This is a genomic window from Pseudomonas hormoni, assembly GCF_018502625.1.
GTDB classification, from domain to species: Bacteria; Pseudomonadota; Gammaproteobacteria; order Pseudomonadales; family Pseudomonadaceae; genus Aquipseudomonas; species Aquipseudomonas hormoni.
In genome coordinates this window covers 28,256-42,533 of record NZ_CP075566.1, presented here as the reverse complement: position 1 = coordinate 42,533, position 14,278 = coordinate 28,256, and the positions used below count along the sequence as shown (strand labels likewise).

The following is a 14,278-nucleotide window of genomic DNA, read 5'->3' as shown; positions in this document are numbered from 1 at the left end:
TCCGGTTAAATCAGGTAAGAAAGACCCACGGTCAGCGCGAAGGCGACCACCGAAATGATGGTTTCCAGCACGGTCCAGGTCTTGAAGGTCTGGGCGACGCTCATGTTGAAGTATTCCTTGATCAACCAGAAGCCGCCGTCGTTGACGTGGGAAAAGATAACCGACCCGGCGCCCGTCGCCAGCACCAGCAACTCCGGATGCGGATAGCCCAGACCAATGGCCACCGGCGCGACAATGCCCGACGCCGTGGTCATGGCCACGGTGGCGGAGCCGGTGGCGATGCGCATCAACGCGGCGAACAGCCAGCCCATGAGCAGCGGCGACAGGTGAAATTCATGGGCCAGGCTGACGATCTGATCGGTGACCCCGGCGTCCACCAGAATCCGGTTCAACCCGCCACCGGCACCGACCAGCAAGGTGATGCTGGCGGTCGGCGCCAGGCATTCGTTGGTGAACTTGAGGATCGATTCGCGGTTGAAGCCCTGGGCAATACCGAGGGTCCAGAAGCTCAGCAAGGTCGCCAGCAGCAGCGCGATCACCGAGTTGCCGATGAACAGCAGAAACTGGTTGAAGCCGCTGCCCGGCGTGGAAATCAGGTTGGCCCAGCCGCCGATCAGCATCAGCACCACCGGCAACAGAATGGTCGCCATGGTGATGCCGAAACCCGGCAGGCTGTCGCGCGGTTCACGCTCAAGGAACTGCCGCTCCAGCGGGTTTTCCGCCGGCAGTTGAATGCGCGGCACGATGAATTTGGCGTACAGCGGGCCGGCAATGATCGCCGTTGGAATGCCGATCAGAATCGCGTACATCAACGTCTGCCCCACCGACGCCTGATAGACCTGCACCGCCAGCATCGCCGCCGGGTGCGGCGGCACCAAGGCATGCACCACCGAGAGCCCGGCGACCATCGGCAGACCGACCATCAGGATCGACACGCCGACGCGCCGCGCCACGGTAAAGGCGATCGGCACCAGCAACACAAAACCGACCTCAAAGAACAACGGCAGCCCGACCAGGAAGGCGATGCAGACCATCGCCCAGTGCGCGTTCTTCTCGCCGAAACGGTCGATCAGGGTCCGCGCCACCTGCTCGGCGCCACCGGACTCGGCCATCATCTTGCCGAGCATCGTGCCCAGCGCCACCACCAGCGCGATATGCCCCAGGGTTTTGCCCACGCCGGCCTCGTACGCACCGACCACGCCGGACGGCGGCATGCCGGCCAGCAGCGCCAGGCCGATGGACACCAGGGTGATGACAATGAACGGATTGAGTCGGTAACGGGCGATCAGAACGATCAGGGCAATGATGGCGATGGCGGCATACACCAGCAGCCAATAGCCGAAGGACAGGGTCATGCGGTACTCCTCGAAAGGGTCACGTCGAAAGTTTTGTGAAACTCTTAAAACATTTCGAGGCGCGATATTCAAACGAGGTGAAAGTAATTTTCGTACAGGGGTAAGGGTTGTCGCTGAGAGGTATGCGAGGTCGGTCAATATGAAAATCAGGAAGGCGGATTTTCATCCGCTTCCCTGTGGGAGCGAGACCTCAGTCGTGGCTCACCCGTGCACGCTTGAGCAGTTTCTTGCAGCGCTCAGACAGATGCAGCACACGCAGGTGCTTGCCGGCCTTGGCGTAGCGCTCGCGCAAAGTCTTGAGCGCGGCGATGGCCGAGTAGTCGACAAAACTCAAGTGACGACAATCAATCGTCACCACGGCCGGGTCATTGGCCGGGTCGAACTGGTTGAGAAACGGTGTCGTCGAGGCGAAGAACAGCGTGCCATGCAGCAGGTAAAGCTTGCTGCCGTCGGCCTCGAGGTGACTGTCGGCATACAGCTCGCGAGCCTGCTGCCAGGCGAAGTTGAGCGCGGCAATGATGATCCCGCACAACACGGCGGTGGCCAGATCGGTGAACACGGTAATGACCGTCACCGCGACGATCACCAGCACGTCATTCAGCGGCACCTTGTTCACCACCCGCAGCGAAGCCCAGGCGAAGGTTTGCTGCGACACCACGAACATCACCCCGACCAGCGCAGCCAACGGAATGCGCTCGATCAAGGGTGATAAAAACAGGATGAACAGCAGAATCAGCACACCGGCCACCACGCCGGACAACCGGCCACGCCCTCCGGAGCTGAGGTTGATCACGGTCTGGCCAATCATCGCGCAACCACCCATGCCGCCAAACACACCGGAAACCATATTGGCCGCGCCCAGCGCCACGCATTCGCGGTCCGGAAACCCGCGGCTTTCGGTGATTTCGTCAGTCAGGTTCAGGGTCAGCAGGGTTTCCAGCAGGCCGACCAGTGCCATCAGGATCGCGTAAGGCGCGATGATGCGCAGTGTGTCCAGCGTCCAGGGAATGTCCGGCCACGCAAACGTCGGCAAGCCGCCAGCGATGTGCGCCATGTCTCCCAGCGTGCGGGTCGGCAAGCCGAGCAGATAAACCGCCAGCCCCACCCCCAGAATCGCCACTAATGCCGGTGGCACGGCACGCGTCAGGCGCGGCAGCAGATAGACAATTGCCATCGTCAGCGCCACCAGCCCCGTCATCACATACAACGGCGTGCCGCTGAGCCAGGTGTCACCGCTTTTGAAGTGTTCGAGTTGCGCCAGCGCGATGATAATCGCCAGGCCGTTGACGAAGCCGAGCATCACCGGGTGCGGCACCATGCGTACCAGTTTGCCCAGTTTCAGCAACCCGAACGCCAGCATGATCAGGCCACCCAGCAACACCGTCGCGAGTAAGTACTGCACACCGTGCTGCACCACCAACGCGACGATCACCACCGCCATCGAACCGGCCGCACCGGAGACCATCCCCGGCCGCCCGCCGAAGAACGCGGTCAGGGTGCAAATGATGAACGCGCCATAAAGCCCCATCAACGGATTGAGGTGGGCCACCAGCGCGAAGGCGATGCATTCGGGAAGCAGGGCGAATGAGGTGGTGAGTCCGGCCAGGACATCGGCGCGCAGACGTTTTGGTTTCATGGGGGACTGGACACAGCAGGGAGAGAGGGGAGCGGATGTTACGGAAATGAGCACGGCCCGGCCAGTTGTTGGGACTTCAGAATCGCATTCGCGGGCAAGCCATGCTCCTACAGGTTTTGCGTCGTTCACAAATTTGGTGAACGACGCAAAACCTGTAGGAGCATGGCTTGCCCGCGAAGAACGATGACGCGGCCTAGAGCGAACTCAAACCATCTCGTCCCGAATCCACTCAACCACCGACGTCCGCTTCGGCACCCAGCCCAGCAGTTCCCGCGCATGCTCGCCGCGCACCCGGCTGTTGGAACCCAAGCCATAGTTGGCCATCTCATAACCCCACTCGGCCTCGGCATCTTTCAGCGGCCAGTCTTGCGGCTCACCCAGATTCAACGCCTCAGCAATCGCCGTGGTCATGTCGATGAACGACGCTTCACCGCTTTCAACGAAGTAGAACGTACCCGGTACGTTTTTGGTCAGCGCCAGCAAGTACAGCGACACCACGTCTTCGATATGCACGTTGGACCAGATGTTCTGGCCGGTGCCAACATGACGCACCACGCCACTTTTGCGCGCCTGTTTCAACAAGCGCGGCAATTGCACGCTGTCACGCTTGACGCCCAGGCTGTGGCCGTAGATCAGGGTGTTGCAAATCACGGCCGAGTTCACCCCGTCTTTCGCCGCAGCGAGAATCAGGTTGTCGATGGCCACGCGTGCAGCCTTGTCGACCGTCGGTTCCGGCAGGCTGTCTTCGTAATAGATGACGTCGCTGGATTTACCGCCCGACGCATCGCCGACGATGCTCGAACCGCTGGTGTGCAGGAACACTTTATTGGAGCCGCGCAAGGCATTGAGCAAGGCTTCCACCGCACCGCGATGGTCGCTGCTGGCGGCGTTGATCACGGCGTCGGCAGCGCGGGCCTGGTCGGCCAGTAGTGCGCTGTCGTCAAGAGTGCCGACGACCGGGGTGATGCCCAAAACGCCCAACTCATTGGCCTGTTCGGTGCTGCGCACCAGGCCGGTGACCGTGTGGCCTGCGCGGACCAGGCCTGTGGCGATGGAGCCGCCGATAAAACCGGCAGCGCCGGTAACGAATACGTTCATGGAGAAACTCCCTGCGTGAATAAGTGATGCAACGAGTATCAAGCAGTCATCACTGACGAAAAATCCCCGTTGGCCCAATTCACTCTTGCGCAGGGATCACGAATCAGCCCTTGAAATCCGAGTTCGCGTACACCGCCAACTTGCCCTGGATGAAGTCCAGGAAGCACTGAATCCGCAGGGCCAGTTGCGAGTTGCGGTAGTACACCGCGTTGATCGGCTGGCGATAGCCGCTGTTGAAATCCGCCAGCAGCACCTTCAGGCGCCCGGCGCGGATGTCGTCGATGGTCATGAAATGCGACAGGCTGGCAATGCCCTGGCCTTCCAGCGCCAGGTGCCTGATCGTCTCGCCGCTGGACGCGCTGATCGACGCCTGAATCGGCCAGCGATCACCGTGCACATAGCGCAACGGCCATTGGTTGAGGCCTTCGTTATTCGTAAAGCCCAGCAGCGCATGCCCGGTCAGCTCCTCGACCACCATCGGTGTGCCGTGTTGCTCAAGGTAGGCCGGGCTGGCGACGATGTGCAGCGGACTGCAACCCAGCGAACGGGCATGCAGGGTCGAGTCGGCCAGGGTGCCGATGCGGATGGCGATGTCGGTACTCTGTTCGAGCAGGTCGATGATCAGGTCGTTGCTGTTGAGTTCCAGCTGAATGTCCGGATAGAGCCGGCGAAATTCGTCGATGTACGGCACGATGGCGTGCAGCATGAATGGCGAGGCGGCGTTGATCCGCAAGCGCCCGGACGGGGTTTGCTGGCGTGAATTGAGGCGCTCTTCGAGTTCGTCCATCTGATCGAGAATCAGCTTGGCGTGCTCGAAGAAATACTTGCCTTCCTCGGTCAGGTCCATGCGTCGCGTGGTGCGGTTGATCAGTGTGGTGTCGAGCTTGGCCTCCAGCCGCGACAGTGTGCGACTGACCGCCGAAGGCGTTTGTCCGACCTGCTCGGCCGCCGCTGAAATGGACCCGCACTCAATCACGCAGACGAAAATCTGCAACTCATCGGATCTGGCTTTCACGTGTGTCCCTTATCGATAGTCCTGCGCCATTTCACTGTGCAAAGGAAACCTGATGTGGCGAGGGAGCTTGCTCCCGCTCGGCGGCGAAGCCGTCGTAAAATCAGCCTGCATGGTCCACCTGATCCACCGCATTCGCTGGTTTGGGGTCCGCTTCGCGCACCAGCGGGAGCAAGCTCCCTCGCCACAAATCAGCGTCCGCTCAAGACATCGATAGTAGCCGAGCCTCAAGCCTTGAGGCCAAACACCTCTTTCAAATGCTGTTCATAACGCGCCACATCGGCTTCGATGTTCGGGCGCTTCATCACGTCAACGGCCAGGAACGTCGGCAAACCGGTCATGCCGATGAACTCGTTGGCCTTGTGGAACGGGAAGTACACCGCGTCCACGCCCTTGCCTTCGAAGAAGTCGGTCGGGTCGTCGAAGGCTTGCTGCGGCGCGTTCCAGGTCAGCGACAACATGTATTGCTTGCCCTGCACCAGACCACCGCTGCCGTACTTTTGCGAGGCATCGGAACGGGTGCGACCGTCGCTAGCGTAGAGGCTGCCGTGGCCTTCGGTGAAGACTTCGTCGATGTACTTCTTCACCGTCCACGGTGCGCCCATCCACCAGCCGGGCATCTGATAAATGATCACGTCGGCCCAGAGGAATTTGGCGACTTCTTCGGCGACGTCGTAACCCTCGTCGATGAAGGTGGTTTTCACGTCAACGCCGCCGCGATCCAGCACGCTCAACGCGGCTTCATGCAGGGTTGCGTTGTAGCGGCCGTCGGAGTGAGCAAACTTTTTGCCGCCATTGAGCAACAGGACTTTTTTCATGAGAAATCTCGGAAGGGTCAGAAATTGGATGGCGGCAGGTTAATGGCCCGCCTCGCGTGGAATAAGCCCTGAATTCACAAAATTCATTTGACTCATACGCACGAATCAACAGGCGATTGTTGCCATACACTTGCGCCGATTCTGAACTTGAGAAGATTTTCTGATGAGTGAAATGCAAGGCTTCATCCTGCACGCCAAGACCCGCCCGGAAAAATCCGACGCCTTCGAAGCGTTCTTCCGTGGCTATGTGGAAGCGAGCCGCGCCGAGCCCGGCTGTATCGAGTACCACATGCTGCGCGACAAACAGGACCCGACACTGTTTATCTTCTTCGAGATCTGGCAATCCCAGGCCCACCTCGACGTGCACTCGAACCTGCCGCACATGAAGCAGTTCCTTGAGCAGCGCGAAGAATATCTGGAGCAGGATTTCGAGATCCGCGCCATCGACATGCTCAGCCCGTCGTCCGCTACCCGCTGATCAGCAAGTGGCCGCCGAGCACACCGAGGCCGATGAAGAACACGCGTTTGAACAGCACCGCGCTGATCCGCTGGCGCAGCCACTGCCCGAGCAGCATGCCCAGCACTGCCGGGATCAGCGCCAGCAATGACGCGCTCAACTCGCCACCGCCCAGCGCACCGCGCCACAACAGGCCGGCGGCGAGTGCCAGGGTCGACACGGTGAACGACAGGCCCAGCGCCTGCACCAGTTCATCCTTGCTCAAACCCAGTGCTTGCAGGTACGGCACCGCCGGAATCACGAAGACGCCGGTGGCCGAGGTGATAACGCCAGTCAGCACGCCACACAGCGGCCCGAGCCAGCGTTCGGTCTGGTTGCCGACGCGCAAGGTCGGCAGGAACAACCCGCTCAGCGCGTAGAGCAGCAACGCCGCGCCCAACCCTCGCACCACCCAATGACCGCCGGCCATGCCGATCCACAACGTGCCGGCGCCGGTGCCGATGAAGATTGCCAGCAGCATCGGCCACAGCCGTTTGACCAGCCCGTGCAAATGCCCGCCGAATGCCAGTTGCCAGACGTTGGTCAGAGTCGCGGGAATGATCAACAGGGCCGCAGCCTGCGACGGCGCCATAGCCAGACCGAGCAGGCCCATGGCGATGGTGGGCAGGCCGAGGCCGATGACGCCCTTGATCATCCCGGCCAGCAGGAACGTGGCGATGACCAGCAGTGAAAGGGCCAGACCAAGGTTTTGATAGAACGCGGCGAGTGTATTCATGGGCCTATCCTGAGCCCGGAATGGCCGTGTGAAAATCTGCCATATACTGAGGTTGCCTCTTGTTTTGGCAGAGGCTTAAGAATGTATCGATGCAACTGACGCCTTCGCGGGCAAGCCTCGCTCCTACAGGAACGCGATAGCGCAGACACCGCATGACCTGTAGGAGCAAGGCTTGCCCGCGAAGGCGTCCGTCCAGACAACACACCTCCCGAGGCTGTACCGATGCACTTCGACCTGACCGACCTGCGCCTCTACCTGAACATCCTCGACACCGGCAACATCACCGCCGGCGCCGCTCGCAGCCATTTATCCCTGGCGGCCGCGAGCGCGCGAATCCGCGCCATGGAATCATCGCTGGGAATCGATTTTCTCGAACGCGGTCGTCGCGGCGTCACCCCCACGCCCGCCGGGAAAGCCCTGGCGCAACACGCCAGGCTCCTGCTGCAACAGGCCGAACGCATGCAGCAGGACCTGGCCGAATATGCCAAAGGCGTCAAAGGTCAGGTGCGTTTGTTGTGCAACACCACAGCGATCACCGAGCACCTGCCGGAAGTGCTGGCGGACTTCCTGTGCCGTCATCCCAACCTCGACATTGACCTGCAAGAGTTGCCCAGCGCCCGTATCACTCACGCCCTGCGCCAGGGCGCTGCAGACCTTGGCATCGTCTCCGACGCCGTGGACACCCACGCCCTCGAAACCCTGCCCTTTCGCGATGATCCGCTGGTGCTGATCATGCCGCCCGACCATCCTCTGGCGAACGGCGCGACCCCGAACTTCAGCGACACCCTGCATCACGATTACGTTGGCCTGAGCGCCAACAGTGCATTGTCGGTGTACCTCGAAGAACAGGCGCTGCACGCAGGGATGCGCCTGCAAATCCGCATCCGTGCGGAAGGCTTCGACGGCGTGATGCGCATGGTCGCTCGCGGCGCCGGGCTGGCGATTGTGCCGCTGGCGGCGATCCAGCGCCGGGCCGTCGATCAACCGTTCAAGAGCTTCGCCCTGAAAGAAGAATGGGCACAGCGCAAACTGTTGTTGTGCGCCCGCTCATTCACTGGCCTGCCCGGTTATGCCAGAGCCTTGCTCGACGCGTTGCGCACCGAGTGAAGCCGGTTTTGAATTCCTGAAAAACAGGCCGTAGACAACCGAGAGGATCACCAGGAAAGGCACGCCGAACACCAGCGTCATCTTGAACGCCTCGGTGAAGTACGTCGTGATCATCACCGCGCCCATCAGCACCAGTCCCAACAACGTGCTGTAGGGAAACAGGCGCATGCGGAACGACAGTTTTCGCTCACCGTTGCGCTCGTGATAGCGACGGAAACAGTAGTGAGTCAGGAAGATCATGAACCAGGTGAAAATGGCGCCAAACATGGAGATCGCCATCATCAGGGTGAACGAGCTTTCCGGGTACAGCACGTTGAGCAGGGTCGCCAGGGCAATGCCCGAACTCGACAGCAGCAAAGCGTTCAACGGAATCCCGGTCTTGCTCAATACGCCCATGGACTTTGGCGCGTAGCCGCCACGGGACAGGCTGAACATCATGCGCGTGGTGATGTAGAGCTGGCTGTTCATCGCCGACAATGCCGCAATCAGGATCACGAAATTCATCACCCCGGTAGCGCCCGGAATACCGATGGTCTGCATGACCGTGACAAACGGGCTCTGCGCGTGACCGGCCTGCACCCACGGCACGATGGCCAACATCAGCGCCAGGGTCAGCAGGTAAAACACCACCAGCCGCACGATGGTCGCGCGAAAGGCTTTCTTCACCGCGCGCTCCGGGTCCTGCGCTTCCCCCGCGGCCACCGCGATCATTTCCACGCTCAGGTAGCTGAAGATCGACACGATCACTGCGATCCACATCCCTTGCAGGCCATTGGGAAAAAAGCCGCCGTGGGAGGTGTAATTGTGCACGCCGTATTCCGGGTTTCCGGAGCCGAACACCACATACACCGCGAGGATGATGAAGCCGACAATCGCGCCGATCTTGATGGTCGAGAACCAGTATTCAAAGGTGCCGAACGTCTTCACGCTGATGGCGTTGAGCACGATCAGAATGCTGGAAAACGAGACGATCCATATCCACTCGGGCACGTTGGCAAACCAGTACTTCATGTACATCGCCACCGCCGTCACTTCCGTGCCGACCGCCAGCACGATGGCCGCCCAATAGGCGTAGCGCACCAGAAATCCGGCCAGCGGGCTGATGTAAAACTCGGCATAGGCGCCGAATGAACCCGAGGTCGAATGGGCCACGGTCATTTCCGCCAGGCAGCCCATCAACAGCAGGGTGATGATCGCGCCGATGGCGTAGCTGAGCAGCACGCTCGGCCCGGCGTAGCCGATGGCGTAGGCGCTGCCCATGAACAGCCCCGTGCCGATCGCGCCGCCGATGGCGATCATGCTCATCTGACCCGAGGTAAGCTGGCGCCTGAGGCCGTGTTCACGGTTGGATATCGTTTCAAAACCGCTTTTGTCGGTCATTTTTCAAGCCTCTGAATATTGTCTTTCTTGAAGAGAGCAAGTCGTCGGGATTACGGTGAGGATCAGAAAATACTCAGCGGATACTCAATGATCACCCGCACTTCGTTGTTGTCGGTGGTGTCTGCACGAGCCACCTGAGCGGTCGAACGCAAACTGGCCTGACGCACGCGCACCGACAGGTCCTTCGCCTTGCCGGATTGCACGACGTAACGCGCTTCAATGTCGCGCTCCCAGCGTTTGCCGTCACTGCCGTAGCGTCCATAAGCGCCATTCGCTCCGCCGTCGTAGTGGCTGTCATCGATATGGTCACCGCTGACGTAACGTGACATGAAGCTCAGGCCCGGTACGCCGAACGGCGCCATGTCGAGGTCATAACGCAATTGCCAGGAGCGTTCGTTGGGAGCGTTGAAGTCGACGATCTGGATCGAGTTGGCAAGGAAAATCGAAGTGCCGGGCTGTTGATCGAAACCCAGATAATCGAACGGCTCATCGCCATCGACGCGCTGGTACGCCAGGGTCAACCGGTGTGCACCGACCTTGTAGGCAGCGGCCAGCGACCAGGTGGTGTTATCGATTTTTCCAGCCAGGCTCTGGCCCGTGTCGTCGGTGCGGTACAGGTTGAGATCGAGGTTCAGGGACTGGTTTTCACTGAGCGCAAAACTGTAGTTGGTGTTGACGTAGTATTGCCGCCAGATGTCATCGAACTGCGAACCGTAGAGGCTGACGCTCAACTGATCGCTTAGCGCATAACTGCCGCCCAGGTAATCGACGCTGCGGGTTTCCACGCCGGCATACAGCGCTTTCAGGGCGCCGTCGCCATTGGTCGACGCACTGTCATTGCCGGAGGTGAAGTGCCCGGCGTCGAGCAGCAGCCCTTTCAATTCGCTGCTGGTCAGTTGAAAACCGGTGGCCTGTTCGGTGAACAGCCGCGCGTTGCCGGTGCCGAACACCGGGTTGAGCGGTGTCAGGTTGCCGTACTTGAGTTCGGTCTGCGAGATCCGCATTTTCAGCGCGCCCCCCGCTTCGGAATATTCATCCTCGGGACGCCCGTCGGAATCGACCGGCAACAAACCGGTGCCGGTTCGTCCCCTGCCGCTGTCGAGCTTGATCCCCAACTGCGCGTAGGCATCAACCCCGAAACCCACGGTGCCTCGGGTATAACCGGAGCGGTAGTCGAGCATGATTCCGTGTGCCCATTCGTCCCTGTAATTCTGAGCGCCCGAATTGTTGAGGTTGTTGCGATAGAAATAGAAGTTACGGTTGGTGAGGGTCAGGCTGCTGTCTTCGACGAATCCATTGTCGTTGGCGGCGTAGGCCAGTTGACCGAGGCAACTGCTGATGGCGAGCGGCAAGGCAGGCCAGAGGGACAGTTTCATTCTGCGTGCTCCTTATTATTGTGTTTTCACAGAACTTTTATTGGAGGCGACCGAAGCCGTGCTGCCGAGAAGATCTCAGCAGCAAGACACGGGCGTCGGGTGGTTCAGGTGACGCTATGACGGACCTGGAATTGCGCTTGCGACCAGGTTTTCCGGTCCAGAATCTCGCCGAGGATCTGCACCGCATCCCAGACTTCGGTGAAGGTGGTGTACAGCGGGGTAAAACCGAAGCGCATGATCCGCGGCTCACGGTAATCGCCGATCACACCACGGGCGATCAGGGCCTGGATCACCGCGTAACCTTCGGGATGTTCGAAGCTGACATGGCTGCCGCGTCTGGCGTGTTCGCGCGGAGTGATCAGAGTCAGTTCGTGTGCGGAGCAACGCTGCTCGACCAACTGGATAAACAGGTCAGTCAGGGCCAGGGATTTGCGGCGCAGGCTGGCCATGTCGGTCTGGGCGAAGATGTCCAGGCCACACTCGACCATCGCCAATGACGTGATCGGCTGGGTGCCACACAAGTAGCGAGCGATGCCGCTGCTCGGCTCGTAGCGAGACTCCATCGCAAACTGCCGCGAATGTCCGAACCAGCCGGACAGCGGCTGCGCCACCAGATCGCACAGCTGCGGATTGACCCAGACAAACGCTTGCGAACCGGGGCCGCCATTGAGGTATTTGTAGGTGCAACCGATGGCGTAATCGGCCTGCGCCTGATGCAGGTCCACCGGCACCGCACCGGCGGAATGCGCCAAGTCCCAGATCGCCAGCGCACCGCATTCGTGGGTCAGCGCGGTCAGGGCCTGCATGTCGTGCATGTAGCCAGTCTTGTAGTTGACGTGGGTGAGCATCACCACCGCAGTGTCCTGGTCAATCGCTTGCGGCAGCTCTTGCGGGCTGTCGACCAGGCGCAGGGTGTAGCCCTGCTGCAGCATGTCGGCCAGACCTTCGGCGATGTACAGGTCGGTGGGAAAATTGCTGGACTCGGTGACGATCACTCGCCGCGTCGGCGACCGTGTGGCCTGTACTCGCAGGGCGGCGCTGAGTACCTTGAACAGGTTGATCGAGGTGGTGTCGGTCACCACCACTTCACCGTCACGCGCGCCGATCAGCCCGGCCAATCGATTGCCCAGATGCTCAGACAGGTCACGCCAGCCCGCGCTGTTCCAACTGCGGATCAGACCATTGCCCCACTCTTCGGCAATCACTTCTTGAGCACGCGCCAATGCGGCGACCGGCCGTGCCCCGAGGGAGTTGCCGTCCAGATAGATCACGCCTTCGGGCAGTGCAAATTGCTGGCGCAATGGCGCGAGAGTGTCCTGGGCATCAAGCTGCAGGCAATCGTTTCTTGTTGTCATCGGGTGTCCTGTTCTTTGAAGGTCGTGGCGTGTTTCAGGCGTTTTCGGCCCCTTTTCCGTGGACAGATAATGAACGAAGCTTTAGAGAATTTTCGTGCAAAGTGGGCGCTCGTATAGTAGTTATCTCGCAGAAAATTCGACTACAACGCCAATAAACGCGGATTTATACCAACCATGAATCTCGACTCGACAGACCTGCGGATCCTGCATCAGCTGCAACAGGATGGCCGTATCAGCAACCAGGAACTGGCGGAGAAAGTCGCCCTGTCGCCGTCGGCCTGTCTGCGCCGTTTGCGCCTGCTGGAAAGTGAGGGAATCATTACTGGCTATCGCGCGGTGCTGAATGCTGAACGGCTGGGTATCGAGCTGGAAGCCATCGTCCATGTGTCGTTGCGACAGGACGTCGAGGACTGGCACGAGACCTTTATCAAGAAAGTCCAGTCGTGGCCGGAAGTGGTCACCGCGTATGTGATTACCGGTGCGAGCAACTATGTGTTGCGGGTTCAGGCGCGCAACCTCAAACACTTCTCCGATTTCATCGTCAACCAGCTCAATCGAACCGCGGGCGTCACCGACATACGTTCGGAAATCGTTCTGCAGAAAATCAAGGAGCGGGAGGAGTTGCTGGATCTTGTGGTGCGTAAGTAAGGATGGCCGCGGACGTCGCGCATGCGGCGTAATGCTGCTCACTTCGGGGTGTATATCCAATATTTGGGTGATGGCTGATATTGGTTCCGCCCTTACGGCGGGTTACTTGGAAAAGCGCCAAGTGACCCGCTGTAAGAGCGGAACCAATAGTCGCCGTTACCGCAGCAACGGATATGTACTCAAAAACCTTCTGTAAGCAAACACCATCACCGCATACGCCGCGCTTCATTCCGCTGCAACGTCATGCTCGGCGCTTCATCGAACAACTTGCGATACTCCGCAGAAAAACGCCCCATATGCGTGAACCCCCAGCCCATGGCGATCTCGGAAATATTGCGCGCAGAACCGTGCTCAAGAATGTCCTGACGCACCGCGTTCAAGCGGTGCTTTTTCAGGTACACCATCGGCGACAGGGCAAAGTACTTTTTGAACGCCTCGAACAACTTGAAGCGCGAAACCCCGGCCGCCGCTTCGATGTCCTCAAGGTGCAGCGCTTCCCGGGCATTGTCGTGAATGTACTGCCTCGCCCTGATCAGGTAATGCGGCAACTTCACGCCCAACACATCGCGCAGTTCTTCTGAATAATTGTTCGGCTGAGCGAGGATCAGACCTTTGATCAACGAACTCTCGACATCCCGAGTGAAAGCCACCTGGTCATACAGTTCGCTGCTGCGCTCCAGTTCGGCAATGAAATAACGCGCCATGCGCCACCACGACGCCGACGCCCCGTCGACCGCGTCCATGACCGACTCGAACCGCAGCGGCGCATCCAGCGGCCGCTGCAACAGGCCTTCAAGCGATTCACTCATGGCGGCGCGGGTTATCACCACCTGGACTTTGCGACAGTCGCCGGAGATCGCCAGCACCTGGTTTTCATTGGGTGAAATGATCACGCCCTGATCGCGGTTGGACTTCAACACGCTGCCGTTCTTGCTCAGTTCCTGCTCGCCCACCAACGGCAAGCTCAGGCTGTAACTGCTGAAGTGTTCCGGGTCTTCGATGTCGACGGTGACGTCGGTGCCGTACTCGATCGTGCCCAGGGTCGTGGCCATCGACTTGAACACATTGGCGCTGTGATGAAAGCGGATCCGCTCGGGCGTGGTGGTCACCAGTCGATGGGGTCCGCAGATACCGGACATCCAGTTCCGTGCGCCCTCAACGTCAAAGCTATCAATACAAATGTCGCGAAACTGCGGATCAGTTTTGCTACTCATCACGGTGCACCCACGGCTATTTTTCTGCGCGCTCTGACGGCGCGTAT

General features: G+C 60.0%; 13 protein-coding genes. 3 read left to right on the top strand and 10 right to left on the bottom strand.

From position 1 onward, the window contains the following. Window positions 1-5: 5 nt before the first annotated feature. The 5 genes from KJF94_RS00170 to mdaB form a co-directional block, all read right to left on the bottom strand. On the bottom strand, window positions 6-1,355 hold the full coding sequence (locus KJF94_RS00170; RefSeq protein ID WP_090473933.1) for a GntT/GntP/DsdX family permease: 1,350 nt from the start codon (window positions 1,353-1,355) through the stop codon (window positions 6-8). Window positions 1,356-1,545: 190 nt separating this feature from the next. Next, the gene (locus tag KJF94_RS00165; protein WP_214380550.1) at window positions 1,546-2,991 is read right to left on the bottom strand and encodes a SulP family inorganic anion transporter; all 1,446 of its coding nucleotides are present in this window, start codon (window positions 2,989-2,991) and stop codon (window positions 1,546-1,548) included. A gap of 204 nt (window positions 2,992-3,195) precedes the next feature. Beyond that, window positions 3,196-4,089, bottom strand: coding sequence for an NAD-dependent epimerase/dehydratase family protein (locus KJF94_RS00160; RefSeq protein WP_214380549.1), 894 nt, complete (start codon window positions 4,087-4,089; stop codon window positions 3,196-3,198). A 103-nt stretch (window positions 4,090-4,192) separates the two neighbouring features. Continuing rightward, window positions 4,193-5,104 (bottom strand): LysR family transcriptional regulator, encoded by a 912-nt coding sequence (locus tag KJF94_RS00155; RefSeq protein ID WP_214380548.1) that lies wholly within the window; start codon window positions 5,102-5,104, stop codon window positions 4,193-4,195. A gap of 224 nt (window positions 5,105-5,328) precedes the next feature. Continuing rightward, window positions 5,329-5,919: an NADPH:quinone oxidoreductase MdaB gene (gene mdaB, locus KJF94_RS00150; protein ID WP_214380547.1), complete on the bottom strand. Its 591-nt coding sequence runs from the start codon at window positions 5,917-5,919 to the stop codon at window positions 5,329-5,331. A 163-nt stretch (window positions 5,920-6,082) separates the two neighbouring features. Here mdaB and KJF94_RS00145 point away from each other — a divergent pair, with 163 nt between their 5' ends. Continuing rightward, on the top strand, window positions 6,083-6,397 hold the full coding sequence (locus KJF94_RS00145) for a putative quinol monooxygenase (RefSeq protein ID WP_214380546.1): 315 nt from the start codon (window positions 6,083-6,085) through the stop codon (window positions 6,395-6,397). Here the strand turns inward: KJF94_RS00145 and KJF94_RS00140 are convergent. Further along, entirely contained in the window at window positions 6,387-7,151 is a 765-nt protein-coding gene (locus KJF94_RS00140) for a sulfite exporter TauE/SafE family protein (RefSeq protein WP_214380545.1), read from the bottom strand. The genes KJF94_RS00145 and KJF94_RS00140 overlap by 11 nt on opposite strands. Window positions 7,152-7,373: 222 nt before the next feature. Between KJF94_RS00140 and KJF94_RS00135 the strand changes: the two genes are divergently transcribed. Continuing rightward, entirely contained in the window at window positions 7,374-8,258 is an 885-nt protein-coding gene (locus KJF94_RS00135; protein ID WP_214380544.1) for a LysR substrate-binding domain-containing protein, read from the top strand. Here KJF94_RS00135 and KJF94_RS00130 read toward each other — a convergent pair. From KJF94_RS00130 to kynU, 3 genes are all read right to left on the bottom strand, one after another. Beyond that, the gene (locus KJF94_RS00130; RefSeq protein WP_214380543.1) at window positions 8,199-9,638 is read right to left on the bottom strand and encodes an amino acid permease; all 1,440 of its coding nucleotides are present in this window, start codon (window positions 9,636-9,638) and stop codon (window positions 8,199-8,201) included. The two genes, KJF94_RS00135 and KJF94_RS00130, sit on opposite strands and share 60 nt — an antisense overlap. A 62-nt stretch (window positions 9,639-9,700) precedes the next feature. Beyond that, window positions 9,701-11,014, bottom strand: coding sequence for an OprD family porin (locus KJF94_RS00125; RefSeq protein WP_214380542.1), 1,314 nt, complete (start codon window positions 11,012-11,014; stop codon window positions 9,701-9,703). A gap of 104 nt (window positions 11,015-11,118) precedes the next feature. After that, window positions 11,119-12,369 carry a kynureninase gene (kynU, locus tag KJF94_RS00120; RefSeq protein WP_214380541.1) on the bottom strand — a complete coding sequence of 417 codons (1,251 nt, stop codon included), beginning with the start codon at window positions 12,367-12,369 and terminating at the stop codon, window positions 11,119-11,121. Window positions 12,370-12,543: 174 nt separating this feature from the next. Here kynU and KJF94_RS00115 point away from each other — a divergent pair, with 174 nt between their 5' ends. Continuing rightward, window positions 12,544-13,017: an Lrp/AsnC family transcriptional regulator gene (locus tag KJF94_RS00115; RefSeq protein ID WP_214380540.1), complete on the top strand. Its 474-nt coding sequence runs from the start codon at window positions 12,544-12,546 to the stop codon at window positions 13,015-13,017. A gap of 206 nt (window positions 13,018-13,223) precedes the next feature. Here the strand turns inward: KJF94_RS00115 and KJF94_RS00110 are convergent, their stop codons facing one another. Further along, complete coding sequence (locus KJF94_RS00110; protein WP_214380539.1) at window positions 13,224-14,231, bottom strand: AraC family transcriptional regulator; 1,008 nt, start codon at window positions 14,229-14,231, stop codon at window positions 13,224-13,226. Window positions 14,232-14,278: the final 47 nt, after the last annotated feature.

Coding starts and splice junctions, on each gene's coding strand:
- KJF94_RS00170 (WP_090473933.1), bottom strand. CDS start 1,355: ATGACCCTGTCCTTCGGCTATTGGCTGCTGGTGTATGCCGCCATCGCC.
- KJF94_RS00165 (WP_214380550.1), bottom strand. CDS start 2,991: ATGAAACCAAAACGTCTGCGCGCCGATGTCCTGGCCGGACTCACCACC.
- KJF94_RS00160 (WP_214380549.1), bottom strand. CDS start 4,089: ATGAACGTATTCGTTACCGGCGCTGCCGGTTTTATCGGCGGCTCCATC.
- mdaB (WP_214380547.1), bottom strand. CDS start 5,919: ATGAAAAAAGTCCTGTTGCTCAATGGCGGCAAAAAGTTTGCTCACTCC.
- KJF94_RS00145 (WP_214380546.1), top strand. CDS start 6,083: ATGAGTGAAATGCAAGGCTTCATCCTGCACGCCAAGACCCGCCCGGAA.
- KJF94_RS00140 (WP_214380545.1), bottom strand. CDS start 7,151: ATGAATACACTCGCCGCGTTCTATCAAAACCTTGGTCTGGCCCTTTCA.
- KJF94_RS00135 (WP_214380544.1), top strand. CDS start 7,374: ATGCACTTCGACCTGACCGACCTGCGCCTCTACCTGAACATCCTCGAC.
- KJF94_RS00130 (WP_214380543.1), bottom strand. CDS start 9,638: ATGACCGACAAAAGCGGTTTTGAAACGATATCCAACCGTGAACACGGC.
- KJF94_RS00125 (WP_214380542.1), bottom strand. CDS start 11,014: ATGAAACTGTCCCTCTGGCCTGCCTTGCCGCTCGCCATCAGCAGTTGC.
- kynU (WP_214380541.1), bottom strand. CDS start 12,369: ATGACAACAAGAAACGATTGCCTGCAGCTTGATGCCCAGGACACTCTC.
- KJF94_RS00115 (WP_214380540.1), top strand. CDS start 12,544: ATGAATCTCGACTCGACAGACCTGCGGATCCTGCATCAGCTGCAACAG.
- KJF94_RS00110 (WP_214380539.1), bottom strand. CDS start 14,231: ATGAGTAGCAAAACTGATCCGCAGTTTCGCGACATTTGTATTGATAGC.